Raw genomic sequence first — 24692 nt, 5'->3', positions numbered from 1 at the left:
TGAGAGGGTGGTTACCGCACTTTACAGGTCTACGAGGTGGGTGAACGCCACGACGTAGATAGCGACGAACAGAGCCTGCATCTCGAAGCTTCCAGCCGCCGCATCCTGCAGACCCTGCAGGAACGTGTAGGCGAGCGGGAAGCCGGTAGCGACGAGAGCCGCCGCACCCTCGGTCTCCTTCCAGCTATCCTGCACGTTGGTGATGGCGTCCACGGTCTGGTTCGAGCCGTATGCGAGAGCGCCCGCGCCGGAGGCGAGTCCAGCACCGAGGAGGACATCCTTCCCAAACGCCGAGAACAGCACCGACTGGAGGTCGATGAGTCCGTTAGCGGAGTAAGCGGGGAAAATCGTGACGACGATAGCCCCGACGAGCCCGGAGAAGCCGAGAGCCCCGATGAGGAACAGGAGGTAGTCTGAGTACGATTCGGTCTTCTTGGCCAGCATATGCTTGTTACTTGCCATATAATATATCCGATGATAACAGACCCCTTAAGTGAAGTCACAATATTGACATAACTCACCGAAGCACTACCGCAGAGAAGCACGCTACCCCAAGGAACCAAGAGGGACGAAAGTCATCAGCACGTATGGATTACTACTTCGCTGACGACCCGATTGCGAACAAGCACACCGACGAGGCAGACATCGTGATGAGCTACATGGACCGGGGTGAAGACCACGGTCAAGGCCAGTTCACGTTCAGCCGGTACGTCCGCGCCAACATCGTCGATACTGACGACGATGGCGATGTCGTCATAGAGATAACTGCCATCGACAACTGCAACGGCGGGATGTTCGCTATGGGCGACATCCTGATGGACGCGCCCGGTGGCAGGATGGTCGAACACTCCGACACGATTCGGGTGCCCAACGAGGAAATCGACGAGCGGCGGGCCGAGGGCGCGGTGGACATCCGAACCCTGTCGGACTTCGTGATACAGGACATCAAGGAGTGGAGCGACAACACCGCGTTCAAATCGTCCCCAGAGCCGGTTCCCGAGAAGTTCAAGCTCGACTTGTAAACCTCGGCGTCGGTTCTCCAAATACGTCCGTAATTGCCCTTTCTGAAGCGAAGTCGAAAAACAGGGTGTCTGATACGCGTTGTTCAGGCGAACGCCTGTAACTGGTAATTCTCGCCCTCCTCGTCCGTCTGGACCGTGACGAGTATCTCGTCGGCGTCCGTGTGCTTGCGGAGGGACGCCTCGACCTGCTCGGCCCCGGAGTGCGTCGTCCGCCACACGTGGCCGTTCCGAGTATCCCGTTCGACGATTTCGATGACGCCGTATCCTTCGAGGATGGTCGGAACGTGCCGGTCGAGGTTGGTCTGCCGCACTCGCCACGTCTGTCCGGCGGCGGGGAGCTTGCCCAACACGCGCTCCCAGTTCTGCTTGTACGGGAGCCACTGGGCGAGGCCGTTACTCATCGGAATCATCCGCCCACGGCGGGTTCTCGGGGTCGATTTCAGGGATGCTCGGTGCCCGGGTGGACTCCATACACCCGACGTGGCGGGACGTGACCGGCGTATCGTTGCGGCCATCGACGACGCGGCCACCAGTCGCCCCGCAATAGAGGCACTCGTAGGCGTCCACGTGGTGCGCCCAGTGGCGTTCGTAGCCGAGTTCATCATCGGTCTCAGCCCACGAGTTGTGACCGCAGTGGACGCATACCACGTCGGCAAGCTCGCCCGCCCACACGTCGTCGGGTAGCTCCGATAGCCGGTGGCGGATGGGCTGGGGGAGAACATCGAGCGATTCGTCGGTATTGGAGGGAGTCGTGGTACTCATGCTTCTGCGCGGGGTGCAGTCTGACCGTCCTGCGCGGTGTTCGAGAGCGATACGAGCCCGTCGAGGAGTGACGAGGGAGTGTGGAGGGCACTCCGGCGCACCTCCTTGTTGGCGGTGTGGTAGTAGTCTACGTCCCGCCAGACGCGGCGCGCCTCGTCGTAGCTAATCCAGCCGACGATGGTCGTCGTCCAGCCGTCCGCGCCCGGCGAGGTCTCCACGAGGACGTAGAGGTCGGGCGCACATCGGGACGACGTAATCGGAAGGTCGGGCAGACCGTTCGGGGCCGTCCACGGGTAACGCGCCTTCACGTCGATGGTGAGGCCGTAAAGCGAGATGTCGGCGGCCCACGGAGCATCCTCGAACGCGTCCCAGTCGTGCGGCACGCACATCGAGTCCAGCCACTCCGAGACGACGGCCTCGCCCAGCTTCCCGGCGAAGTTGTCTCGCCTCTGCTTCGCCCGGGTCGAGCGCCCACCGTCGAAGTGGTCGGGGTAATCGCCGCCAACCGCGTGGTCGTGGGCGATAACGAGCGACTCGACCGATGGAGTCCAGCGAACGCCGGTCATCGGGAATCACGGGCGTCAACCCACGTGTCCGACGCAAGCCACGAGTTCGGGAGCGACTCGTCACCGATAATCAGCTTCAGAGCGCCGCCGTCAACGAACGACGTGCAGTCAACGTCCGCGCGTCGGGCGGCGGCCCGAATCGAGTCGAGACGGTCGGCCTTGTCCCACGTCGAGAGGTCGAGCGCGGGCATCAGAAATCACCCAGACGAATCTGGTTCTCGTCCGTCTTGCGCGCCCACACGTCGGGGTCTTCGTTGACGAGAGTGAGGGTCTCGTCGCCCCGGTACAGTCGGACGACCAGCCACTCCATATCGTCTGCGTCCGTGTACGCGGCGTCGAAGTAGTCCTCAAGGACGAGGAACTCCTCACCGCACTCAGCGCACACGGAACGCGCTTTTCGGACGTGACCGAAGGTGCTACCCGGAGAGAACGGGATGAACTCCTCTTCACGGTAGACGAGGTTCCCGCCGCAGTCTCGGTGGGCCAGAGCGTGTACGTCTGCCATCAGCGACCACCGGAGGTCACCTCCGTTTTCGCCCGGGCAAGGGCGAACATCGTGTCGTCGATGTTCCAGCGGGTCTCCTCGGCTTCTTCGTAGAGGCCGAGCGCCAGCGTTACTTGCTGGTGTTCGTACATCTCCAAGAGCATCGCTTCGAGGCGGACGATACGCTCCTCAGGGGTTTCGTCGGTCGGTACACCACCGATTGAGTCACATCGTTCTTGTGACATATATCAGATGACGCACATATCGCACAAAGGTGTATCCCCAAGGGGTGGTGAGGGTTACTCTGGGCCGTAGTTGTGGGCGTAGCCGATTCCCGCCCGAGGGTCATCTTCCGAGTAAATGTCATCTGTAATCGACGGGTCGGAGTGCCCCATCTGCTTAGAAACCTCCCACAAGCGCGCTTGCCCGTCCTCGCCATCCTGCTTTGGTGCGATGTTTATCATATAGTTTCCGTAACCGTGTCGGACGTTGTGTGCCGTGATTTTCCATCGGTTCTTCTTCGGCTTCTTCGTCTCGGGGTCCACCGGGGCGTTGGCATCCGCGTACATCTTGCGATTTATCCCGGCACGGTCGGCGGCGTCGATGACAATTTCGTTGATTCGTTCCGCCGAGAGTGGCGCACCGCGTTCCCCAACGAGGAGGTGTTTGTGCGGCTCCTTCCCCTCTTCCTGCTCTTCCTTCGTGATACCCAGCATCTCACGCCGGAGGCCTCCGTCTATCCATCGCTCCAGCAACACCTCCAGCGACTCCTGATACGCCACGTACCGCCCCTCGTCGTTCTTAGCGTTCTCCTTTCGGATGTGTATCTCACGAGCGTCACGGTTGATGTCAGTGGTAAGAAGCCCTGACAACTCCCCTCTGCGCATCCCGGTCTGCCATAAGGCGCGGATGCACGCTTGGTCACGAATTCGGTTCCGACCCACGTTCTCCTCCATCGCCCGCACGTCTTTCAGCATTACCGCATACGCCTCGTCTTCTCCCAACTCCTTGGACTGCTGAGACCGCTTCGTCATCCCCCATTTCTTGTCCTTATTGTCGTTCCAGCGGGCCAGCGGGTTCGACTCGATGTCTTCGATGGCTACGAGGTACTCGTAGAACGCGTGGATACGGTCCCAGCGGTAGAGGCTTGTCGTTCCGTTGAACAGGTTAGAGAGGTCTCGTCCCAGACGGTTCGTGTGTTTTACGCTAACGTCGTGAACCGACTCGATGTCGTTGTCATCCAACCAGTGGTCGAACCACCGGAGGTCTTGCTTGTATCGCCTCGTGCTCACACTGTCCCGCATATCCTCGTCGTCGTCATCTGTACCGACATCGAGTTCATCGATGTAGTCCTGCACCTCTGGCCTACACTCTTCTACACCCTTGTACCGAGGCGGCATCAGATGTCCTCCGTGGTCTTGTAGTAGCGCCGGTAACCGGACTCCCCCTCGACGAACTTCACGTCAGGGAACCGTAGTGCCCGGGCAAGAGCGGACCGCGCGTCATCGTCATCGACCTCGAAGTAGTTCGCCCACGCTCCCGCCGTCGAGAGCGCGCGGGCCGTCTGGATGTTGTCCGGCGAGCCGCTGTCAAGGTCGGCAGGATGGGGGAACTCGGGGCCGTCCGGGTAGACTGGCAGTTCGGCTACGATGTCGTGAGCAAGAGCAGAGTGTTCGTCCGAAGAAACGGTGGCCGCGTTCACCTCTGCCACCATATCCTCAAGCTCTTCGAGACGCTCGTGTACGGAGGATAGCCCAATCTCAACGGCATTCACCAGTTCCTCGGCGTCAACCGCAGTCGTCGCCTCCTCCCCATACCCGTTGATGTGGTCCCGCGTCAAGGACCGCATCATGCGCGGCACCGAGTCGTACTCGCTCGTGTCCTCGATATGCTTCTCGAACTTCTTTTTCTCAGCCTCAGACACCCTGACGCCTATCATGTCGTCCCTTGCCATCGATACCGGCTCAGATGAGGCACATAGTGTTAAACGTTCGTATAACCTTACGGGTCAGAACCGCGTCATCTGAGGCGCCCACCCGCACATTTCTTTCGACGCGCCGACCCGTGACCCGCGGGTACGCCGTTTGTCCGCCCCGCGAACCGCGAGGCCGACAGCGATTTGTCCCGCGATGCAGTCGCTTTTCTCGTGTCGAGGTTCACGACCGCCGCCCGCGAGCTCCGCGCCGACCTACCCCTCCCGACCGAAGCGACTGAACTCGGCCGAATCGGACTGTTTCTCGCCTGTCTCACGGTGGCGAGCGCGGTCAGCTACTGGGTGGCACTCAGGCTCCTCGGCGTCCCGGTGGCCGGCACGCTCTCGTCGCCGAACGTCGCCGGACTCGCGGTTCCGACGCTCGTCTACGCGCACTATCGCGGCGTTTCGCTCCCGTTCGGTCTTCCCGAGCGCTCCCGAATCGCCGACGCGCTGGCGACGGCCCTCGCGCCGGGACTCGCCGTCGTCGCGGCGAGCGCCCTCTTCGCGGTCGGCTTCGACGCCTCGTTCGCCGCGCTCGTCGGGTGGACGTACCACCCCGAGGCGTCGGTCGTAACGGCGGCAGTTCAGGCCGCCGAAGACGTGGCGCTCGCGGGGCTCGGGTTCGGACTCCTCGTCGCGGTCGTGTTCGACCTCGTCTCGTCGCGGGTCGGCCTCTCGCCCGCTCGCGCGGTCGCCGCGACGGCCGCGCTCGCGACGCTCTTTCGCTCGGTGCTTCGCGACGCCGCCTTCACGCTCGTCGTCTTCCCGAAGCCGTGGCGGGTCACCATCGTTTCCCTCCTCCTCGTCGCCGCCGTCTGCGGTTGCGTCGCCGCCGGCGTGACGTACCGAAGCGCGGTCGAGCGGTCGCTTCGCCCGCTCTCGCGGCCGGCGCTCGCTCCCGTGTTCGCCTTCGGACTGCTCGGCGTGGTCGCGCTCGGAACCGCCTTCGCCGACGTTCCCGGCGGCGTCGAACACGCCTTGCGGGCGCTCGCGTTCGGGATCGCCGCCCTCGGCTACCACCGCTCGGCGTCGGTGTGGGTTCCCGCGGCCGCGATGGCGCTGTTCTCGCTTTCGATTCGACTCGTCGCGTTCGTCGAACTCGCGGCGTTCTGACCGTCGTCGGGGTCGGTTTCAGGATTGATACCCGTCCCGAACACCTAACTCCCCTGCCCCCAGTCTGCGGGTATGTTCGGTATCGGCACGCTCCCCGACCTCCTGCGGTTGGCGGTGCTCCCCGTCCTCGCGTGGACCGCGGTACGCGACGTTCGCACGCGCCGCGTCCCCAACGTCGTCTGGTATCCGCTGGCCGCGCTGGGCCTCGTCCTGCTCGCGTGGGAACTGGTCGGCCACCTCCCGCCCGAGACCGTCTTCGACCGACTCTATCTGATTCGCGTCGGCGTGAGCGTCTGTCTCGTCGTCCCGCTTTCGTACCTGTTCTGGCGGCTCGGCGGCTTCGGCGGCGCGGACGCGAAGGCGCTCATGGTGTTCGCTATCCTGCTCCCGACGTTCCCCAGTTACACCCTCGCCGGGACGGAGTTCCCGCTCGCCGCCACCCGCCTCGGCGTGTTCTCGATGACGATTCTCACGAACACCGTCATCGTCGGCCTCGCGTACCCGCTTTTCCTCGCCGTCCGGAACCTCGCCGACGGCGAGTTCGAGTTCCCCATCTCGTTCGTCGGCCGCCGCGTCTCCGTGGCGTCGCTCTCGACGGCCCACGGCCGCCTGTTCGAGTCGCCCGAGGGAATCACGCGGAACGGCCTCGACCTCGACGCGCTCCGGATGTATCTCCGCTGGCGCGGCCTCACGTTCGCGGACCTGCTGGCGGACCCCGAGGCCCTCCGCGACCCCGCGAGCATCGACGAGACGTTCGACCCGACCGACGGCGCGGTCCACCGCGCGGCCACCGACGGCGGCACGTCGGCCGATTTCGACGGCGACGGCGAGACCGTGGACGCCGCCGGCGGAGACGCTCCCGGAGACGACGGCCGCGAAGCCGACCCTGACGCGTCGCTCGACGACCCGTGGGGCGCGGCCCGGTTCCTCGACAGCATCGAGGGCACCGCCTACGGCACGTCGCCGGAGAAACTCCGCGGCGGACTGGACCTCGTGACGTCCCGCGAGTCGGTGTGGATCTCGCCGGGCATCCCGTTTCTCGTCCCGATGTTCGTCGGCCTCGTCGTCGCGTTCGTCTACGGCGACGTCCTCTTCGGCGTCCTCGGCGCGCTCGGCATCGTCTGAGTCGTCGCGGAGCGCCGGGCGGGCGCGCCTTCCCCGCGGCGACGCACAAGAGATAACCCCCGCCACCGCGTGGCCCGAATCATGACCGTCGATGTCGACTTCGGCGAGGACGGCCTCGTCCCCGCCGTGGCGCAGGACGCCGACTCCGGAGAGGTGCTCATGCTGGCGTACGTCTCGCCGGAGGCGCTCGACCGGACCATCGAGACGGGCCGGGCGCACTACTACTCGCGGAGTCGCGACGAACTCTGGGAGAAGGGCGCTTCGAGCGGCCACACACAGGAGATTCGGGAGGTCCGCGTCGACTGCGACGCCGACACCCTGCTGTACCTCGTCGACCAGAACGTCGGCGCGTGCCACACCGGTCACCGGTCGTGTTTCTACCGCACCGTCGAGGGCGAGCACGTCGGCGAGCGCGTCTTCGACCCCGACGCGGTCTACGACGACGAGTGACCGATGCGAGCCGACCGATGACGACACCGACCGGCGGGGCGGCCGGGGTGACCACCGCCGCGACCGCCGCGGCGACACACCGATGACCGAGTTCCCGGAGCGATGGTGAACGTCAGTCCGATTTCGCTGGTCGCCATCGTCGTGGGGCTGGGCTGTTTCGCCCTCGGCGGCCGACTGCTCAAGAGCGCCGCGGCCGCCCGCCGGGTCGCCCGCTCGGACGACCCGGAGTTCGTCCTCGACCCGACCCGCGAGGACCCGCCGGACGACGAACTCGACGGCGACGACCTCGAACGCGGCTTCATGCTTCTGGTGTTCGGCGCGCTGGCGCTCTTGTTCGCGGCGATTAGCCTGTGAGCGGCGCGTGAAAAGAGGTTCTTTCCGGTCGGTTCTGCGGTCGAGTTACAGCGTCGCGACCGCGCTTCGGAGCGCGTCGGCGGCGTCCTCGGCGAGTTCGGTCGCGCGCTCCTCGGAGCGAGCCTCGGCGTAGACGCGGACTTTCGGCTCGGTCCCGGAGGGGCGGACGAGCACCCACGCGTCGCCGTAGTCGAGGCGGTAGCCGTCGGTCGTGTTCGGCGTCGCGTCGGCCGATTCGGCGTAGTCGGCGGCGGCGTTGAGCATCGCCGTCAGCTCGGCTTCCTCGTCGTATTCGAGGTTGATGCGGACGTTGTAGTAGTCCTCGTAGGGCGCGACGAGCTCGCTCGGCGGGCGCTCGGCGACGAGTTCGAGGAACTTCGCCGCGATGTACGCGCCGTCGCGGACGAGGCGGTAGTTGGGGTAGAACACGCCTCCGTTGCCCTCGCCGGCGACGGGGACGTTCCGGCCCTCGCGCCAGAGTTCGCGGACGCGGGTGATGAGGTTCGTCGCGCCGATGGGCGTGAGTTCGAGGTCGGCGCCGACCTCCTCGCAGACGTCGACGAGGCGCTGGGAGACGTTCACCGCGGAGACGGTCGCGTCGCCCGGTTCGAGGGCGGCGGCCGCGAGGGCGGCAAGCGACGCCTCGCCGGAGATGCACTCGCCGCGCTCGTTCACGAAGACGGCCCGGTCGGCGTCGCCGTCGTGGGCGATTCCCACGTCGGCGTCGGTCGCGCGGACGAGGCGTTCGAGGTCGCGGAGGTTCTCGGACACCGGTTCGGACTGGCGACCGGGGAAGTGGCCGTCGGGCTGGGCGTTGACGGTGCGGACCTCACAGCCGAGTTCGCGGAGGAAGTCGGGCGTGACGAGCGACCCGGCGCCGTGGCCGGGGTCGAGCGCGACCGTGAGGTTCGCGGCGGCGATTTTCTCGCGGTCGACGTTGGCGAGGAGGTCCTCGCGGTAGTCGTCGTTCGCGGTCCCGACCGACCGGACGCTCCCGACGCCGTCCCACTCGGCCACGTCGAACTCCTCGGCGAGGATGTGGTCTTCGATGCGCTCTAGCTCCTCGACGGCGAGTTCGACGCCGTCGTCGCCGACGAGCTTGACGCCGTTGAACTCCGGCGGGTTGTGCGAGGCCGTGATGACGACGCCCGGAACGGACTGGTTCTCGCAGTAGCGGACCGCCGCGGGGGTGGGGACGACGCCGAGGTCGTCCACGTCGACGCCGACGCTCGCCAGCCCGGACTCGGCGGCGTTGACGAACATCTCGCCCGTCGTTCGGGTGTCCCGTGCGATGGCGACCCGGTCCGCGTTCCAGACCGTGCCGGCGGCCTTGGCGACGCGGAGGACGAACTCCGGGGTGAGGCTCTCACCCACCACGCCGCGGGTGCCGCTGGAACCGAAGAGTTTCATTGAGTGTGTGTGAACCCCGGCGCGACAAAGCCGTTCCGAACTGTTGGTTCGCTTGTTACGTTCGTCGCCCGATTGGCGTCGCCCACTCCGGGGTGCCGTATTCGGGGTGTCGCATCCGAGTCGCCGTCTCCGGTCTCGGGGCGCTGTATCCGGCCACCCTGTCGCCGTATCCGGTGCGTTTACGCACGCCGCTCGCCCACGGTGACGTATGTTCCCGGAGTTCGAAGTCGTCCCCGCGGTCGATATGCAAGACGGCGAAGTCGTCCAGCTGGTGCAGGGCGAACGCGGCACCGAGAAGACCTACGGCGACCCGGTCGAGGCCGCCCGCCGCTGGGTCGACGCCGGCGCGGAGACGCTCCACCTCGTCGACCTCGACGGCGCGTTCGAGGGCGAGCGGAAGAACGCCCCGGCGGTCGACGCCGTCCTCGACGCGGTCGACGTGCCGCTCCAACTCGGCGGCGGCATCCGCACCGCAGACGACGCCCGCGACCTCTTGGACCGCGGCGTCGACCGCGTCATCCTCGGCACCGCGGCCGTCGAGAACCCCGACATCGTGGCCGAACTCGCCGCCGACTACCCCGACGGCGTGATGGTCAGCCTCGACGCGAAAGACGGCGAGGTCGTCGTCTCCGGCTGGACCGAGGGCACCGGTCTCGACCCCGCAGAGGCGGCCGCCCGGTACGAGGACCTCGGCGCGGCGGCCATCCTCTTTACCGACGTCGACGTGGAGGGACAGCTCGAAGGCGTCCACCTCGAGACGACCTCGGCGGTCGTCGACGCGGTCGACATCCCGGTCGTCGCCTCCGGCGGCGTCGCCTCGCTCGACGACGTCCGCGCGCTCCGCGAGGCGGGCGCGGCGGCGACGGTCGTCGGGACCGCGCTCTACGAGGGTCGGTTCACGCTCGAAGAAGCCATGGAGGCGTAGCCGCGTCGCCGGCGCGCCGAGACAGTCCGAGACGCCGCGACCGCTACGCGTCGAGATACGCGCTCGCGGCGGCAACGAGGCTCTCGACGGTTCCGTAGACGCCGACGGCGACGAACAGCGCGCCGATTACCACGGTCACGGGGCGCGAGGTCGCGAGGAAGGGACCGGCGAGGACGAGCATGCTGACCGTCACGACGTCCCGCTTCGGGCTGGCGGTCGCTCCGCGACGCATCATTCGCTCGCCCCCGGACGGCTCGGCTCCCACCGCGTCGATTCGCTCCCCGTCATTTCAGACGCCCCCGCCGATCACCGCCGCCGCGACCGCGAGCGTCACCAGCGCGACGCCGAGCGCGACAGCGACCCCGGACCGCGCGGTAAGCAGGAGCCCCCCGACGCAGATAGTGTACCCCACCACCAGCGCTCCCTTTCGATGCATACCCCACCCTACGCGTCCAAAACCATGAACGTCCGTCAGACGAGCGTCTGACGCGTCGGAATCGAGAATCGCCCCGCGCGGCGACGAGAATCCCTATATACGCGGCCCGCCTCGAACGCGACATGAGCGACGCCGACCGACGCGCGGCCGTCTCCCGCGAGACGTCCGAGACGACCATCGACGTGACGCTGTCAATCGACGGCGACGGCGACGCGGTCGTCGACACCGGTATCGGATTCTTCGACCACATGCTGGAGGCCTTCGCCAAACACGGCTTGTTCGACCTGACCGTCCAGTGCGACGGCGACCTCCACATCGACGACCACCACACCGTCGAGGACGTGGCCATCGTCCTCGGCGAGGCGTTCACCGAGGCGCTCGGCGACAAGCGCGGCATCGTCCGCTACGCCGACCGGAAGGTCCCGCTCGACGAGGCTGTCGCCTCGGTCGTCGTGGACGTGTCGGGCCGGCCCTTCTTCGAGTTCTCGGGCGACTTCTCCCAGCCCTCTATCGGCCAGTTCACCAGCCACATGGCCGAGCACTTCGCCATGTCGCTCGCCGTGAACGCCGGCCTCACGCTCCACGCGGGCGTCGAGGGCGACAACGCCCACCACGAGGTCGAGGCGCTGTTCAAGGCGCTCGCGCGCTCGCTCGACGACGCGACCCGCGTTGACCCGCGGCGCTCCGACACGCCGAGCACGAAAGGGAAACTGTAGCCCGCTTTTTCTCCCCTGTCTCCGCACGTTCGACCGCTCAGGGCCGCCGGAGCGTCCCCGAGTCGTCGACGAGTAGGCCGCGTTCGATAGCGTAGTCGAAGATGTCGGCGACCTCGTCGTCGTCGAGGTCGTACGCGCCGGACGCCAGCGCCTCGACCTCAGCCCGCTCGACGGGGAACTCCCGGTTCTGGAGGATGCGGATGACCTTCCGGAACTTCGGCGGCTCTCCGCCCCGGCCGGACGACCCGGCGGTCGATTGCGTCTCCTCGGCGGCGGCCGACGCGGAGTCGTCGTCGATCGGCTCCGCTTCGTCGTCGGCTTCGTCGGTCTGTTCTGTTTCGTCGGTGGGCTCTGTTTCGTCGGTCTGTTCTGTTTCGTCGGAGTCGTCGGTCTCGTCCGGCGAGTCGTGATTCGCCGGCTCCGGCGGCGTCGGCGCGGGCTCGACCGCGTTCACGTCGACCGAGGCGGCCTCGCCGACCGACCCGCTCGCGGTCCGTTCCGGTGCCGCGGACGCGCCCGTCTCGGCCCGCGCGTCGTCGGCCACGTCCACGTCGGCGTCGACGCCGAGTCGGGAGAGAAGCGGTGCGATGACCTCGCTCAGCGTCTCTTCGCAGTGCTCGCAGAGGACGACGCGGCGCTGGTCGTCGGCCGGCGTCAACGCCGGTGGCAGTACCTCGAACACGCCGACGGCGTCGGCCCCACAGAAGTCGCAGGTGCGTAGTTCGCGCATGGACGACGGGTCTCCGCGCCGACGGTTAAACCCACTCCCCGGTCGCGGGGTCGGTGGCCTGCTCGCGGGGTCGCCTCCGAACCCCTCCGCCGCGGCGTCGCCGGTGACGGACCACTTAATGTACCCGCCCGCAAATCCCCCGACCAACGAATGTTCGACGAGATTATGGAGAAGTTCGAGGGCAGTCCGAGCCAGCAGGCTGTCATTCGGCTCCTCTTGGAACGGGGCTTTTCCGTCAACGACCAGGGACGGGTCGTCTCAGGCGGCATCGAGATACCGAACACCGGCATCGCCCGCGAGGCCGACGTCGACCGGCGGGTCGTCGACTCGACGACCGACGCCATCCTCGACGACGAGGAGCTTCGGCGAATCTTCCAGAACATCTCGTCGATTCCGAGCCTGATGGACCTCGCGCCCGTCCTCGACCTCTCCGTGCTCACCGTCGAGGTCGCCGACGCCGACGAGCCCGGCATCGTCGCCACCGTCACCTCGAAACTCGCCGACGCGGACATCTCGATTCGCCAGACGATAAGCGAAGACCCCGAGTTCACCGACGACCCGAAACTCTACATCATCACCGACGAGCCGATTCCCGGCGACCTGCTCAACGACCTGTCGAACCTCGATTTCGTCCGCCGCATCACCATCGCCTGAGCCGGCCCGTCGGCTCCGCGAATATTCTGTCAACGGGGCAATAAGATTCTTGTCACCTCCTGCGGTAGGTGTTCGCATGGGTTCCATGCGCAGTTGCATGTGCTGTGGTGAGCCGATTTCCGAGACGCGCCACCTCTGCGGCGTCTGCATCCAAAACGGGTGTACCTCGTACGCGGACGCCTGCGGTCAGTAGCGCGTCGCCGTTCGGTCTGCGTCCCCGTTCCTTCGCCGTCCGCCGCCGTCCCCCGGCGACTCCATACCGCCTGTTTCCCTCGTCGGCGCGCCGCCGACACGGTGCGAACGCTTTTCCACGCCGCGACGCCAACTCGGTGGCATGACCGACGCCTATCGAACCGTCGCAGGCCGGGCCGACGCCCGCTTCGAGGTCAACGGCTCGGAGTTCATCGGCTACGTCTCCCCCGCGGAGACGGTCGAGGAGGCGGAGGCGTTCGTCGCCGAAATCGAGGAGCGCCACCCCGACGCCACCCACAACGTCCCCGCCTACCGGGTGCCCGCGGGGTCGGCCTCGTCGTCGGTCCCCGGCGGGGGGAGCGTCATGCTCCGCGAGTACCAGAGCGACGACGGCGAGCCGAGCGGCTCGTCGGGCAAACCGGCGCTCAACGTCCTCGTTCAGCAGGACGTGCGCAACGTCGCCGCCGTCGTGACGCGCTACTACGGCGGCACCAACCTCGGCGTCGGCGGCCTCGCCCGCGCGTACTCCCGGGCCGTCAAGGAGGCGCTCGACGCGGCGGGCGTCGTCGAGGAGATACCCCACGAGCGGTTCACCGCGACCGTCGAGTACGACGACTCGGGGAGCGTCCGCGGGCTCTTAGAGAGCGCGAGCGTCGAGTTCGACGCCGCCTACGAGGCTGACGTGTCCTTCGAGGTCCGCGTCCCCGTCGAGGACGGCCCGGACCTCCGCGACCGCATCCGGAGCGCGACAAGCGGCCGCGCGGACATCGAGTAGCGCGGCCGCGAAGTTCTGTTTTCGACGGCCAGTCGGCGGTCAGTCGGTCGGTTCGGCCTGTTCCGCGACGGTCGGCGCGGCCCTGTCGCCCGCCTCGCGGCGGTTCTTCACGGCCAGCGCGCCGAACAGCGCCCCGCCGACCGCGCGCATGGCGAGGTCGACGGGAACCGTGTTGGGAACCTCCCCGACGAGGCCGAGGAAGCCCCCGAAGTCGAACGCGGCGTTCAAAAGCAACATCGGGGCCATGAGGAGGAACGCCGAGAGGGCGAACAGGGCGCGTTCGGTCCGCGACACGCGGCTGTAGAGGTAGCCGATGACGGTCGCGCCGAGTCCGATGACGCCGACGAAGACCCCCGCGACCGGGATGACCACCTCGGGGACGAAGTAGCCGATGTCGGCCACGTCGGCGAGGGTGATGACTGCGGCGGACTCACCGCGCCCGCGGAGGAGCAGGATGCCCGGCGTGAGGGCGAACGCGAACGGCACGATTGCCTTGTTGAGCGACAGCGAGAACGCCTTCGTCCCGGTCCGGAACGGATTGGACCGGGCGATGCCGGAGGCGGCGTACGCCGCGACCGCCACCGGCGGTGTGATGTCCGCTATCACCCCGAAGTAGAGGATGAACAGGTGGGCCGCGAGCAGTGGGATGTCCGAGGACTGCGCGATGGCGGGGCCGAGCAGTGAGACGAGGATGATGTACGTCACCGTCGTCGGCATCCCCATCCCGAGGATGATGGAGGCGATGGCGGTGAAAAGCAGTAAGAGGACGATAGAGCCGCCTGCGACCGCCTTGATGAGCGCGGTCAGGTTCGGGCCGAGGCCGGTCGCGCTGACGACGCCGGGGATGATGCCCGCGGCGGCGACGGCGACGACGACCTCGGTCGAGGTGCGCGCGCCGGAGTCCATCGACTTCCCGATGAACGTCACGTAGCGGAAGACGTTCAGGTCCGACAGCGACGGCCGCGAGACCGCGGTGGCGACGTTGTCGGCCGCCTCGTCGACCGCGTCGTCGAACTCCAAAAGCGGCGAGTCGAGCGCCGGCCGGACGAGCATCACGACGAGGCTGACGAAGATGGCGATGATGCCGAGGTCGCCGGCCGCGGCGAAGAGCGCGGCGGTCGCGCCGAGCGGTTCGCCGCTCCCGCCCGTGACCGCGTCGACGACGCCGACGCCGGTGGTGACGTACGAGCCGAGTTGCGCGACGAACGCCGCCGCGATAGCGCCCAAGAGGGGGACGCGGGTCCGCTCGCTGTACGCCGCGACGACGGACAGAAGCGCCATGATGGCGATGAGCGTGAACCACGCCGAGCGCGCGACCGTCAGGCGCTCGACGAGCAGGTAGTACATGAGCAACACGAGCGGGATGAGGTAGAACCACCCGCGGGTGAGGTGCTTGCCGAGGTCGACGACCTCGGAGCGGTCGAGGCCGCCGATGCCGGCCCGGGTCGCTTCGAGGTGGACCATCACCCACACGCCGAAGAAGAACACCACGGCGGGGATGGCCGCCGCGATGATGATGTCGGAGAAGGGGACGCCGATGAACTCGATCATGAGGAACGCCGCCGCGCCCATCACCGGCGGGAGAATCTGCCCGCCGGAGGAGGCGGAGGCCTCGACGGCCCCGGCGAACTCCGAGCGGTAGCCAGAGCGCTTCATCAGCGGGATGGTGAACGCGCCGGTCGTCACCGTGTTGGCGATGGAGGAGCCGGAGATGGTCCCCATGAAGCCGGACGCGAGGATGGACGCCTTCGCCGGGCCGCCCTTTCGGGTCCCGGTCGCGGCGTACGCGAGGTCGATGAACCACTGGCCAGCCCCGGACATCTCCAGGAACGCCCCGAACAGGATGAAGATGTAGATGAACTGCACGGAGACGGTGACCGGAATGCCGAAGACGCCGTTTTCGGTGTTGTACCAGAGGTTCTGGATGATGTTCGCCCACGACCCCTCGGGGATAGAGAGGACGCCGACCAGCGGCGTCGACGGCGAGATGAGGTAGCCGAACTTCGCGTAGACGATGAACGAGGCGACGATGACCATCAGGTAGAACCCGAGAGAGCGGCGGGTCGCCTCCAGGACGAGGAGGACGCCGACCGCGCCGAGGAAGAACGGGTAGGACACGTCCGCGAAGGGGAGCACGCCGATGACCGCGACGACCGCGTCGGCGAGGAAGCCGAGCGGGCCGAGCACGTCGCCCAACCAGACGAACGGTGCGCCGAGGTACTCGGCGACCGTCCGACCGGCTTCGAGGCCGAACACGCGGAGTTGCTGAATCTCGCCCCACTCGAACACCATGTAGGCCGCCGTGGCGACGGCGAGCACGATGCAGAACGCGTCGAGCGGCGTCACGCGCTCGCGGCCGGGGTCGACCGCGAGCCACCGGACGAACCGGCGGACCCCCGCGGCACCGCGGGTGAGCGGGTGGTCCTCGCCGAGGCTCGACGCGAGGCTCGGGACCACGCGACCGAGCGCCGTGGCGAACCTGCCGTGGCCGGTCGTCGGCGGGAAGAGGACGAACGCCAACACGAGCGCGAAGGCGACGTGAATCGAGTTCACCTGCAGGAGTTGGAGCGCGCCGAGCGACACCTCGCCGACGAGCGGGAGCGTCGCGGCGAACTCGAAGCCGCGGGCGGCCAGCCACGACTGGAAGACGGAAAACGCGATGGCCACGAACGACGTGAGAATCGCCGCCCAGCCCGAGAGCGTCCGCTTCCGGTCGATGCCCTCCAGCATCTCCTGTGCCTCTTCTTCGGATAGTTCTTCGTCGGTGCTCGCGGCCTCGCGGTCGTCGTCCGCGGGCGGCTCGCCGCCGTCGGTTCGAACCGGCGGGTCGGCCGGTGCCGCGTCGGACTCCGGTGCGGACCGGGAGGCGTCTTCGTCGTCGGGGCCGTCGGGTCGGCCCTCGTCGTGTGTTCGGTTCATCGTTGGTCAGTGGAGGGCGGCGTCGAGGACGGAGCGGTGCGTGACGTACAGGCGGACCGAGCGCGCGTCGGACAGCGCCACGAGGTCGTAGGTCTGCTCACCGACGTGTAGCTTGTGGCCGGCGATGCGGCCGGGTTTGACGTACAGGTCCTCGTAGCTCCCCTCGGGGTCGAAGACGAACGAGCCGTTCTCGGTCGTCACGTTCGCCCGAGCGGGGAGGCCCGCGCCGTAGGACTTGAACTCCATTCTGGTCATGACGAGCTCGCCGTCCTGCACAGCGTAGGCGTCGAGGACGCGCGTCTTCTCGACGCTGTGGGTGTATTCGAGCGCGACGGTCGTGTTCTCTTCGACCGGAATCGTCTGTAGTCGCTCGCCGGTCTCGGCGTCTTCGACGACGAGCGCCTGTCCGGCCGGGACGGCGGCGCTCCCGCCGACGGCGACCGCCAGCACCGCGACTACGACGAGGAGACGTGTGGGAGTCGAATTAAGCATCGAAAGGTGGGTAGGAATCCGCTGTTCGAAAGTGAAGCGAAGCGCCCGGGCTTAGCCGAAGTAGGCCTGCGCGCCGGGGTGAAGCTCGATGGACATGCCCTCTTGCGCGCTCTCCTTGGAGATGAAGTCCGTCTTGATGGTGAGGTCGTCGACGTTCTCGAAGATGGCGCTCGTGACCGCTTCGACGGTCGATTCGGGCTGTTCGGCGTTCGTCGCAATCATGGCCTTGACCGAGACGGTCGGGGCGGGGTTCTCCAGACCGTAGGTGCCCGACGGGACCTCGTCGTCGGCGTAGAACGGCGCGGCGTCCTTGACGGCCTGCCGGTTGTCGCCCTCGATGGGGACGATGCGGACGTCCTCGGTCGCGGCGAGCTCCTCGATAGCGCCGACCGGCCAGCCGCCGACGACGAACGCGGCGTCGATGTCGCCGTTCTTCAGCTGGTCGGAGGCCTGCGAGAAGCCGGTGTTCTGCTCGCTGTAGTCGGAGATGCCGAGGGCTTCGAGAATCTGGGTCGCGTTGACCTGCGTCCCGGAGCCGAGGTCACCGGTGTTGATGGTCGCGCCGGAGAGGTCCGACGGCGTCTCGATGCCCGTGTCGGCGAGCGTGACGAGGTGAATCGTCTCGGGGTAGAGCGTGGCGACGCCGCGGAGGTTCTCGACGGCGTTGCCCTGGAACGCCTCGATGCCCTCGCCGTTGCGGGCGAAGTAGGCCACGTCGTTCTGAATCAGCGCGAAGTCCGCGTCGCCGCGGGCGAGGCTCCCGACGTTCTCGACGGACGCGCCGGTGGACTGCACCTGAAGCGTGAAGTCGGTCTGCGCCTCGACGACCGACTTGAACTCGTTCGAGAGGGGGTAGTACGTGCCGCCCGTCCCGCCGGCGTGCCACGAGAGCCGGGTCTCCGTGCCACCGTTACCGCCGGATTCGGTCGTCGTCTCCTCGGCGGCGGTGGTCGTCTCCTCGCCACCGGATTCGGTCGTTGTCGTCGTCTCTTCGCCGCCGCCGCCGGAACAGCCGGCGAGGCCGGCGAGGCCAACGGCACCTGTCGCGGCGATAAACTGTCGGCGGTCAAGCTTCCGAGTCATACAGTCCCATTCGAGGCGATACGTACTTATGGCTGTTCATGTCAACGACCAGTATATCCCGAATTTCCCGTCGATACTGCCAGATGATTACCGGTTTTTGAATAGTAATTCGATAACGGGGTGCATCCCTGAACCGGTCGGTCGAAAGGGAACCGAAGTCTCGGGCTGTCGGTCCGATTCGGTCGGGTCTCGACGCGACGGTCTCTCCGCGTTCGCCTTCGAATTCGCCCCGTTCTCGGGGGATTCGACCCGAAACGAAGGGGTTCGGCGAGTCGGGTGTCGACCCCGCCGCACCCCTTGTAACAGCCTCTCACAGTAGTCTACGGGGGTGCGGTTCGGGACGTTCGACTCGAACGAAAAACCGGCCGCCGGAAGCCTGTTTTCGACCCGAAGGGAGGGGGTTCGGACGGCGGTTCGTCGGCCCCCGGCCGTCGGGCGTCGGGGACGCGACCCCGAATCGGTGCCGTCAGTCGACGATTATCTCGGAGTCCGTCGAGTCGCCCGACGACTGCTTGGGCGACATCTGGTCTTCGTACTTGGTTATCCAGTCGGCGAAACAGGTCGGACAGAGCCGCTGGTCGTCCACGGTCGAGCCGTCGACCTGCAACTGGACCGCGCGGGCGAGGGCGTCTTCGACCGCCCGCCCACAGCCATCGCACGGGTCGCTCATCGTCTGCTCCCTCCGGTGGCGCGAGGTTCGTCCATGCGTCGGAGGTGCGCGGGCGGTAACTTAGTCGTTACCCGAATCCGGGTCGGCGGCCGAGGCGGCCGTCCGCGACTCCCGCGCGTCGAAGCGAGGCGCGACGGGACGTGACCGAGTTACGTCGTGCGGAACGCGCGGTCGCCGGCGTCGCCCAGTCCGGGGACGATGTAGCCGTCGTCGTCGAGGTAGTCGTCGATGGCGACCGTCAGCAGGTCGACCTCGGGGAACTCGTTGTCGACGCGGAGCAGGCCGTCGGGCGCGGAGACCGCCGAGAGGACGAACAGCTTCTCGGGGTCGACGCCGGCGTTGTCGAGGATGTGGTCGAGGACCGAGCACATCGTCGAGCCGGTGGCGAGCATCGGGTCGGCCACGATGACGGTGTCTTTCTCCGTGATTTCGGGGAGCTTCACGTAGTCGATGGTGATGGGGAAGCCGCCGTCGTCGTCCATCCCCGCCTCCTCGTCGCGGCCGGCGGAGATGACGCCCTGTTTCGCCCGCGGGAACGCCTTGAGCAGTCCCTCCACGAACGGCGTCGCGGCGCGGAGCACGTTGATGATGACGACGTTGTCGAGGCCCTTCACGCGCTCGCCGGTCGTCTCGGCCAGCGGGGTCTGGATGGTGACGTACTCGGTCTCCATCGCGCCGTCGATTATCTCGTAGCCACAGATGCGGCCGAGTTTGACGAGGCCTTTCCGGAAGGCGACCTGCGTCGTCTCCACGTCCCGGAGGCGCGAGAGCGTGTCCTTCGCCAGCGCGTGCGTGATGAGGTACGCGTCGTCTCGGTCTTCGATGGGCATCTTACTGAGAAGGCGGTTTCCCGAAGGACATAAATGCGGCTATCGGCCGCAAGCGGTGCCCTGCGGGTAGTTCACGCGTAGAATGGGTCGGTGACTCATCCGGCGGTTTCAGTTCGTCACGAGGTACGTAATCGCCGTGAGCACCAGCGCCGCCGACGCGACGTTGACGACCGAGAAGGCCGCGAGGTCGAGGTACGACAGGCCGTAGACGACCACCGCCGCGAACGCCGTCGAGAGGACGAGGTTCATCGCGAAAAGCACCCGCGGGTCGCCCTCGCCCCACTCTATCTTCTCTCCCCGTTCCTCGTCGTCGCTTCCGCGGCCCCTGTCGTCGCCGGCCCGCTCAGACTCGCCGCTCATCGTCCGCTCTCCGAGGCCGCGCCCGCGGTCGGGACCGACTCGCGCTCCCGGGTCGGCTCCGCGAGCGCGACTTCCGCGCCGGGTTCGGTCGGGTAGCCGCCGGCGTCCGCGGACGCGCCGGGGTCGAGCAGGTGGGTGTCGAGCGCGCCCGCGAGCGCGGCTTCGTCCATCCCGCGGCCGATGAACACCAGTTCGGTCCGCCGGTCGCCGTGGTCGTCGTGCCAGTCGAGTTCGGGGTGGTTGCGGCGGTAGGTGTCCTGTTCGAACTCGGGGCGCGAGGCGACCCACGGGCCGGCGGCGGCGACGTACGCCGACGGGCCGGCCTGACTGTAGGTGAAGTGTACGTCCTCGGCCCCGGCGACCCACAGCGAGCCCTTGGCGCGGACGACCGAATCCGGGAGGTCCCCGAGAACCTCGGCCGCGCCGTCGGGGTCGAGCGGTGCCCGGCGACGGTAGACGAACGAGGTGACGCCGTAGGTCGCCTCGGCGTGGGGGGTGTCGCCGCGGCTGTGGTCGTGGTCTGCGTCGCCGTGGTCGTGGCCGTGGTCCTGCTCGTGGTCGCCGTGGCCGTCTCGGTCGCCCTCGCTTCCGTCCGCGTCACTCTCCAACGCGGCCCGCCAGCCGACGGGCGCGTCGGGGTCGTGGAGGTCAGACAGGAGCAGGTCAACGTCCACGTCGCCGTGGGTCGTCTCCACCACGGTCGCGCCGGGGCGGAGCGCCTCGACCGCGTCGCGGACTGCCGCGAGCTCCGCGTCGGAGACGAGGTCGCGCTTGTTGAGGACGACGAGGTCGGCGCTCTCGACCTGCTCGACGAGGAGGTCAGAGAGGGGGCGCACCGATCCGTCTCCCTCCTCGGCGACGGTTCGGTCGGGGTCGCCGCCGCCGAAGGTGTCGGCGAAGAGTCTGGCGTCGACGACCGTGACGAGACCGGCCACGTCGTAGCGGGCGGCCGCCCGCGAGGTGACGAACAGCCGGGCGACCGGACCCGGCTCCGAGACGCCCGACGCCTCCACGACGAGGTGGTCGAACGACCGCTCGCGCGCGAGGCGGACGACCGCGGTTTCGAGGTCGTCCTGTAGCTCACAGCAGATACAGCCGTTCGAGAGCTCGGTCACGCCGTCGCCGACCGCGAGGTCGGACTCCTCGGCGACGAGTTCGGCGTCGACGTTCACGGAGCCCATGTCGTTGACGAGCACGGCGATGTCGCGGTCGCCGGCGTTCGTCAACAGGTGGTTGAGAAGCGTCGTCTTGCCCGCCCCGAGACTCCCGCCGAGCACCGTCACCGGAATCGTCTCCCCCGCGTTCATGAGCGGGCCTACCGGGTCCGCACATATGAAATCGCAGGTATCCAGCGCGGACGTTCGTGAACGATACCCTTTTGTCCGAAAACGGGTGAGTGTGTAAACTGATGACGCTCGCCGCGCGCATCGAATCCTTCCGCGAACTCGTCGAAGAGTGGCTCCGCGGTCTCTACCACGGGATGATTTCGCACCCCGCCTACGAGAAGATAGAAAAACAGGCCGAGGACGACGAGGACGCGTTCATGCTCGCGTGCTTCCCCGACGCGTTCGGCATCCCCTCGCCCATCTCGTACTACACCGCCGAACTGCTCCCGTACCTCGAAGACGAGTTCGAGGCGTGGGAGCGGCGGATGTGGGACCGCGGGTCGCTCCTCGAACGCAAGGGTCACCAGTACCACTTCTAACATGCGCAAATTCGTCTTCTTCGGCGGCAAAGGCGGCGTCGGCAAGACCACGATGTCCAGCGCCTACGCGGTCAAGTGCGCCCGCGACGGCGTCCGGACGCTCCTCGTCTCGACCGACCCGGCTCACAGCACGAGCGACGTGTTCGACCAGTCCTTTACCGACGAGCCGGCGGCCGTCGCGGACGAACCGAACCTCGACGCGATGGAGATCGACCCCGAGACCGAGGTGCGCGACCATCTCATGGAGACCAAGCGGGCGATGGGCGACCAGGTCAGCCCCGCGATGGTCAACGAGATAGACCGGCAGATAGAGATGGCCCACCAGACGCCCGGCGCGTACGAGTCGGCGCTGTTCGACCGCTTTATCGACGTGATGCGCTCGGCGGACGACTACGACCGCGTCGTCTTCGACACCTCGCCGACCGGCGGGACGCTCCGACTGCTCTCCCTGCCGGAGTACCTCGACGGCTGGATTCAGCGGCTCCTTCACAAGCGAAAGGAGTCGGTCAAACTGTTCGAACGCGCCGCCATCGGCAACAACGAACCCCGGCGCATGATGGACGGCGACCCCATCATCGCCCGCCTCGAACAGCGCCGCGACGACTTCTCGTTCGCCAAGGCGACGCTTCGGGACGACGCCGCCTTCTTCCTCGTCGTGAACCCCGACGAACTGTCGCTCCGCGAGACGGAGCGCGCCATCGACCAACTCGACTCCTACGGCCTCGACGTGCGCGGCCTCGCGGTCAACCGCCTCACGCCCGAACCCGACCCCGACGAGTCGGGGCGGGGCGCGACGTTCTTGCGCGAGCGGGTCAAGACAGAGCGCGAGCGACTCGCCGACCTCCGCGAGGATTTTTCACCGCCGCTCGTCGCCGCCGTCGAGACGCGGGTCTCCGAGGTCAAAGGCGACTTCCTCGGCGAGGTCGCGTCCGAACTCGACATCGACACCGCGCCGAATACTCAGTAAGCTGTCACAACGAGCCGTACGGCGGGAGTTTTCGACGTACCCTCCGAACGAACCTGTCGTTCGAACACGATAGATACCTATCTATCGTTACCGTTAAGGTAGGCATTTTCGTGTCTTCCAATGGGGCAGCGTACCATGGTACAAGTCATTTGGATGGTCGTCACGGTATTTGCGTTGTTTACGATCGGGTATCTCGGTTACTCCCGATATCTCGCGCAGTTCGTCGAACTCGACGACAGTCGTGAGACGCCAGCGCACAAGTACGAAGACGGTCAAGAATACGTTCCGGCGAAAAAGCCGGTGTTACTGGGGCATCACTATTCGAGCATCGCGGGCGGCGCGCCGATTGTCGGGCCGATTACGGCGGGCGTGGTGTGGGGCTGGGCCCCCGCGCTCGCGTGGATTGCAATCGGGAATCCGCTTCTCGGGAGCGTCCACGACTTCGTGTCGCTGTCGAGCAGTCTGCGACACGACGGGAAGTCCATCGGCTACATCATCGGCGAGTACGTCGGCGAGCGCGGCAAGAACATGCTGTTGTGGTTCGCGTTTCTCACCATCGTCCTCGTCGTCGCGGTGTTCGCCCTCGTGGTGGCCATCGTGTTCAACGCCTATCCCGAGGCGGCCACGGCGAGTCTGGTGTACATCGTCCTCGCGGTGCTGTTCGGCGTCTACCTCTACCAGCTGAACCTCCCGTTCCTGCCGGGGACCGCCGCGTTCGTCATCGCGATGTTCGTCGGCGTCTACGCGGGGATTCAGTTCCCGGTTGCGCTGTTCGAACCCGCGGCCCGCGCGCCCGCCGAGACGTTCGTCCTGTTCTCCGGCTCCGGCGCGTGGCTCCCCGGCGCGAGTTCGTTCAACGGGAACACCGCGGCGTGGGTGCCGCTCATCCTCGTCTACGGGGCGATTGCGAGCGCCCTCCCGGTGTGGGTGCTCCTGCAACCGCGCGACTACCTCTCGTCGTTCCTGCTGTACGCGGGCGTCGGCGGCGCGCTCGTCGCCATCGTCGTGGGCACGCTCTTCACGACCCCGTCTCAGCCGCTCGTGACGAACCTCGAACCGTACTACGGCTTTATCGGCCGCTCCGGCGCGCCGCTGTTCCCGCTTCTGTTCATCACCATCGCCTGCGGGACCATCAGCGGGTTCCACTCGCTCGTCTCGTCGGGCACGACCTCGAAGCAGTTGAACAAGGAGTCCGACGCGCGCGTCATCGGCTACGGCGGCATGCTCGGCGAGGGCCTCCTCGCCACCGTCGCGCTGGCGACGGTCGCCATCATCGCGCCCGACGTGGGCGGCGGTATCGGCCTCGCCCTGCCGACGTTCGCGGCGGGCGGCGGCGTCATCCTGTCGAGCTTCGGTATCCCGACCTCCTTCGGCGGGCCGTTCATGGCCCTCGTGCTGGTCAGCTTCCTCCTCACGTCGACCGACACCGCGGTTCGCCTCGGTCGCTACATGATGGAGGAAATCGTCGGGACGCCCGAGACGCCGGTCGAGGAGTTCGCGACCAACCGCTACGGCAACGCGTTCGTGCAGTCGCTCCCGGCGTACATCCTCATCACCAGCGGCTCGTGGCTGACGCTCTGGCAGTTGTTCGGCGGCGCGAACCAGCTTCTCGCCGCGCTGGCGCTCCTGACCGCGACCGTCTGGCTGGCCAACTGGGACGACTCCAAACAGCTTCTCAGCACGGGCCTGCCGATGGCGCTCATGACGACCATCACCTCGCTGGGCCTGCTGTGGCTCGCGTTCCACGACAACATCTACGCGAAGTTCATGAACCCCGACTGGCTGGACTCGGCGGGCACCTTCGCGATGGTGTCGGCGGTCGTCCAAATCGTCCTCGCGCTGGTGCTCGTCTATCTGGCGCTGTCACTGGCGAAAATCGGCTACGACAACATCAGAGACGCCCGGAGTTCGGGCGGCGGCGGTAGCGGCGGTCGCCCGCGACCGAGCGACGACTGACGCGCGGTCGTTCGCCGTTCG

Annotated in this window: 32 protein-coding genes; 12 read left to right on the top strand and 20 right to left on the bottom strand. The window is 67.1% G+C overall.

Annotation, left to right across the window (positions count from 1 at the left end):
* Nucleotides 1–21: 21 nt before the first annotated feature.
* Entirely contained in the window at nucleotides 22–462 is a 441-nt protein-coding gene (locus IEV64_RS04740; RefSeq protein ID WP_188423306.1) for a hypothetical protein, read from the bottom strand.
* 125 nt (nucleotides 463–587) lie between these two features.
* On the opposite strand from IEV64_RS04740, the gene IEV64_RS04735 reads away from it, so the two are divergent.
* Complete coding sequence (locus IEV64_RS04735; RefSeq protein WP_188423305.1) at nucleotides 588–1022, top strand: hypothetical protein; 435 nt, start codon at nucleotides 588–590, stop codon at nucleotides 1020–1022.
* 83 nt (nucleotides 1023–1105) lie between these two features.
* Here IEV64_RS04735 and IEV64_RS04730 read toward each other — a convergent pair whose 3' ends face one another.
* The 8 genes from IEV64_RS04730 to IEV64_RS04695 are packed head-to-tail and all read right to left on the bottom strand — an operon-like array spanning nucleotide 1106 to nucleotide 4788.
* Nucleotides 1106–1423 (bottom strand): hypothetical protein, encoded by a 318-nt coding sequence (locus IEV64_RS04730; RefSeq protein WP_188423304.1) that lies wholly within the window; start codon nucleotides 1421–1423, stop codon nucleotides 1106–1108.
* The gene (locus tag IEV64_RS04725; RefSeq protein ID WP_188423303.1) at nucleotides 1416–1784 is read right to left on the bottom strand and encodes a hypothetical protein; all 369 of its coding nucleotides are present in this window, start codon (nucleotides 1782–1784) and stop codon (nucleotides 1416–1418) included. Before IEV64_RS04725 ends, IEV64_RS04730 begins: the two co-directional genes overlap by 8 nt.
* Nucleotides 1781–2350 (bottom strand): hypothetical protein, encoded by a 570-nt coding sequence (locus IEV64_RS04720; protein WP_188423302.1) that lies wholly within the window; start codon nucleotides 2348–2350, stop codon nucleotides 1781–1783. The genes IEV64_RS04725 and IEV64_RS04720 overlap by 4 nt, the downstream gene beginning before the upstream one ends.
* Nucleotides 2347–2541, bottom strand: coding sequence for a hypothetical protein (locus tag IEV64_RS04715; RefSeq protein WP_188423301.1), 195 nt, complete (start codon nucleotides 2539–2541; stop codon nucleotides 2347–2349). Before IEV64_RS04715 ends, IEV64_RS04720 begins: the two co-directional genes overlap by 4 nt.
* A complete protein-coding gene (locus IEV64_RS04710) occupies nucleotides 2541–2855 on the bottom strand; it encodes a hypothetical protein (RefSeq protein WP_188423300.1) in 315 nt (104 codons plus the stop codon). The genes IEV64_RS04715 and IEV64_RS04710 overlap by 1 nt, the downstream gene beginning before the upstream one ends.
* A complete protein-coding gene (locus tag IEV64_RS04705; RefSeq protein ID WP_188423299.1) occupies nucleotides 2855–3079 on the bottom strand; it encodes a hypothetical protein in 225 nt (74 codons plus the stop codon). The genes IEV64_RS04710 and IEV64_RS04705 overlap by 1 nt, the downstream gene beginning before the upstream one ends.
* 54 nt (nucleotides 3080–3133) lie before the next feature.
* Entirely contained in the window at nucleotides 3134–4192 is a 1059-nt protein-coding gene (locus IEV64_RS04700; RefSeq protein ID WP_229722504.1) for a tyrosine-type recombinase/integrase, read from the bottom strand.
* Between the two features lie 41 nt (nucleotides 4193–4233).
* On the bottom strand, nucleotides 4234–4788 hold the full coding sequence (locus tag IEV64_RS04695; protein WP_188423297.1) for a hypothetical protein: 555 nt from the start codon (nucleotides 4786–4788) through the stop codon (nucleotides 4234–4236).
* 192 nt (nucleotides 4789–4980) lie between these two features.
* On the opposite strand from IEV64_RS04695, the gene IEV64_RS04690 reads away from it, so the two are divergent.
* From IEV64_RS04690 to IEV64_RS04675, 4 genes are all read left to right on the top strand, one after another.
* Entirely contained in the window at nucleotides 4981–5922 is a 942-nt protein-coding gene (locus IEV64_RS04690) for a hypothetical protein (protein WP_188423296.1), read from the top strand.
* A 72-nt stretch (nucleotides 5923–5994) separates the two neighbouring features.
* The gene (locus IEV64_RS04685; protein ID WP_007274677.1) at nucleotides 5995–7047 is read left to right on the top strand and encodes an A24 family peptidase; all 1053 of its coding nucleotides are present in this window, start codon (nucleotides 5995–5997) and stop codon (nucleotides 7045–7047) included.
* A gap of 81 nt (nucleotides 7048–7128) precedes the next feature.
* Nucleotides 7129–7497, top strand: coding sequence for a phosphoribosyl-AMP cyclohydrolase (gene hisI / locus IEV64_RS04680; RefSeq protein WP_004065947.1), 369 nt, complete (start codon nucleotides 7129–7131; stop codon nucleotides 7495–7497).
* A gap of 102 nt (nucleotides 7498–7599) precedes the next feature.
* Entirely contained in the window at nucleotides 7600–7851 is a 252-nt protein-coding gene (locus IEV64_RS04675) for a hypothetical protein (protein WP_004065948.1), read from the top strand.
* 45 nt (nucleotides 7852–7896) lie between these two features.
* On the opposite strand, the gene glmM is transcribed toward IEV64_RS04675, so the two are convergent.
* The gene (gene glmM / locus IEV64_RS04670; protein ID WP_007274678.1) at nucleotides 7897–9261 is read right to left on the bottom strand and encodes a phosphoglucosamine mutase; all 1365 of its coding nucleotides are present in this window, start codon (nucleotides 9259–9261) and stop codon (nucleotides 7897–7899) included.
* Between the two features lie 208 nt (nucleotides 9262–9469).
* Here glmM and hisA point away from each other — a divergent pair, with 208 nt between their 5' ends.
* On the top strand, nucleotides 9470–10186 hold the full coding sequence (hisA, locus tag IEV64_RS04665; protein ID WP_188423295.1) for a 1-(5-phosphoribosyl)-5-[(5-phosphoribosylamino)methylideneamino]imidazole-4-carboxamide isomerase: 717 nt from the start codon (nucleotides 9470–9472) through the stop codon (nucleotides 10184–10186).
* A 43-nt stretch (nucleotides 10187–10229) separates the two neighbouring features.
* On the opposite strand, the gene IEV64_RS04660 is transcribed toward hisA, so the two are convergent.
* The gene (locus IEV64_RS04660) at nucleotides 10230–10418 is read right to left on the bottom strand and encodes a hypothetical protein (protein WP_049920511.1); all 189 of its coding nucleotides are present in this window, start codon (nucleotides 10416–10418) and stop codon (nucleotides 10230–10232) included.
* A 57-nt stretch (nucleotides 10419–10475) separates the two neighbouring features.
* Nucleotides 10476–10622: a hypothetical protein gene (locus tag IEV64_RS19810; RefSeq protein ID WP_229722502.1), complete on the bottom strand. Its 147-nt coding sequence runs from the start codon at nucleotides 10620–10622 to the stop codon at nucleotides 10476–10478.
* Nucleotides 10623–10744: 122 nt separating this feature from the next.
* Here IEV64_RS19810 and hisB point away from each other — a divergent pair, with 122 nt between their 5' ends.
* The gene (gene hisB / locus IEV64_RS04650) at nucleotides 10745–11338 is read left to right on the top strand and encodes an imidazoleglycerol-phosphate dehydratase HisB (protein WP_188423294.1); all 594 of its coding nucleotides are present in this window, start codon (nucleotides 10745–10747) and stop codon (nucleotides 11336–11338) included.
* A gap of 37 nt (nucleotides 11339–11375) precedes the next feature.
* On the opposite strand, the gene IEV64_RS04645 is transcribed toward hisB, so the two are convergent.
* Complete coding sequence (locus tag IEV64_RS04645; protein ID WP_007274681.1) at nucleotides 11376–12068, bottom strand: hypothetical protein; 693 nt, start codon at nucleotides 12066–12068, stop codon at nucleotides 11376–11378.
* Nucleotides 12069–12218: 150 nt separating this feature from the next.
* Between IEV64_RS04645 and trpY the strand changes: the two genes are divergently transcribed.
* Nucleotides 12219–12722 (top strand): TrpY family transcription regulator, encoded by a 504-nt coding sequence (gene trpY / locus IEV64_RS04640; protein WP_007274682.1) that lies wholly within the window; start codon nucleotides 12219–12221, stop codon nucleotides 12720–12722.
* A gap of 334 nt (nucleotides 12723–13056) precedes the next feature.
* Nucleotides 13057–13689, top strand: coding sequence for an IMPACT family protein (locus IEV64_RS04635; RefSeq protein WP_188423293.1), 633 nt, complete (start codon nucleotides 13057–13059; stop codon nucleotides 13687–13689).
* Between the two features lie 39 nt (nucleotides 13690–13728).
* On the opposite strand, the gene IEV64_RS04630 is transcribed toward IEV64_RS04635, so the two are convergent.
* From IEV64_RS04630 to IEV64_RS04600, 7 genes are all read right to left on the bottom strand, one after another.
* Complete coding sequence (locus IEV64_RS04630; RefSeq protein ID WP_188423292.1) at nucleotides 13729–16608, bottom strand: TRAP transporter permease; 2880 nt, start codon at nucleotides 16606–16608, stop codon at nucleotides 13729–13731.
* A 6-nt stretch (nucleotides 16609–16614) separates the two neighbouring features.
* Nucleotides 16615–17100 carry a DUF1850 domain-containing protein gene (locus IEV64_RS04625; RefSeq protein WP_188423291.1) on the bottom strand — a complete coding sequence of 162 codons (486 nt, stop codon included), beginning with the start codon at nucleotides 17098–17100 and terminating at the stop codon, nucleotides 16615–16617.
* A gap of 51 nt (nucleotides 17101–17151) precedes the next feature.
* The gene (locus IEV64_RS04620; protein ID WP_188423290.1) at nucleotides 17152–18183 is read right to left on the bottom strand and encodes a TAXI family TRAP transporter solute-binding subunit; all 1032 of its coding nucleotides are present in this window, start codon (nucleotides 18181–18183) and stop codon (nucleotides 17152–17154) included.
* Nucleotides 18184–18649: 466 nt separating this feature from the next.
* Nucleotides 18650–18853, bottom strand: coding sequence for a DUF7569 family protein (locus IEV64_RS04615; RefSeq protein ID WP_049920507.1), 204 nt, complete (start codon nucleotides 18851–18853; stop codon nucleotides 18650–18652).
* Between the two features lie 149 nt (nucleotides 18854–19002).
* Nucleotides 19003–19683 carry a uracil phosphoribosyltransferase gene (gene upp / locus IEV64_RS04610; protein WP_089777084.1) on the bottom strand — a complete coding sequence of 227 codons (681 nt, stop codon included), beginning with the start codon at nucleotides 19681–19683 and terminating at the stop codon, nucleotides 19003–19005.
* Nucleotides 19684–19791: 108 nt separating this feature from the next.
* Nucleotides 19792–20043 carry a DUF8107 family protein gene (locus IEV64_RS04605; RefSeq protein ID WP_188423289.1) on the bottom strand — a complete coding sequence of 84 codons (252 nt, stop codon included), beginning with the start codon at nucleotides 20041–20043 and terminating at the stop codon, nucleotides 19792–19794.
* Nucleotides 20040–21350: a CobW family GTP-binding protein gene (locus IEV64_RS04600; RefSeq protein WP_188423288.1), complete on the bottom strand. Its 1311-nt coding sequence runs from the start codon at nucleotides 21348–21350 to the stop codon at nucleotides 20040–20042. Before IEV64_RS04600 ends, IEV64_RS04605 begins: the two co-directional genes overlap by 4 nt.
* 101 nt (nucleotides 21351–21451) lie before the next feature.
* On the opposite strand from IEV64_RS04600, the gene IEV64_RS04595 reads away from it, so the two are divergent.
* From IEV64_RS04595 to IEV64_RS04585, 3 genes are all read left to right on the top strand, one after another.
* Nucleotides 21452–21748, top strand: a complete 297-nt coding sequence (locus IEV64_RS04595) for a DUF7990 family protein (protein ID WP_004968702.1) — start codon at nucleotides 21452–21454, stop codon at nucleotides 21746–21748.
* A gap of 1 nt (nucleotide 21749) precedes the next feature.
* Nucleotides 21750–22715 carry an ArsA family ATPase gene (locus IEV64_RS04590; RefSeq protein WP_188423287.1) on the top strand — a complete coding sequence of 322 codons (966 nt, stop codon included), beginning with the start codon at nucleotides 21750–21752 and terminating at the stop codon, nucleotides 22713–22715.
* A 135-nt stretch (nucleotides 22716–22850) separates the two neighbouring features.
* Nucleotides 22851–24671 (top strand): carbon starvation CstA family protein, encoded by a 1821-nt coding sequence (locus IEV64_RS04585; RefSeq protein WP_188423286.1) that lies wholly within the window; start codon nucleotides 22851–22853, stop codon nucleotides 24669–24671.
* The last annotated feature ends 21 nt before the right edge of the window (nucleotides 24672–24692 follow it).

Origin of the sequence: Haloferax sulfurifontis (genome assembly GCF_014635105.1) — an archaeon.
Lineage (GTDB): Archaea > Halobacteriota > Halobacteria > Halobacteriales > Haloferacaceae > Haloferax > Haloferax denitrificans.
The sequence above is the reverse complement of the archived record's forward strand: the minus strand, read 5'-3'. Positions and strand labels throughout refer to the sequence as shown.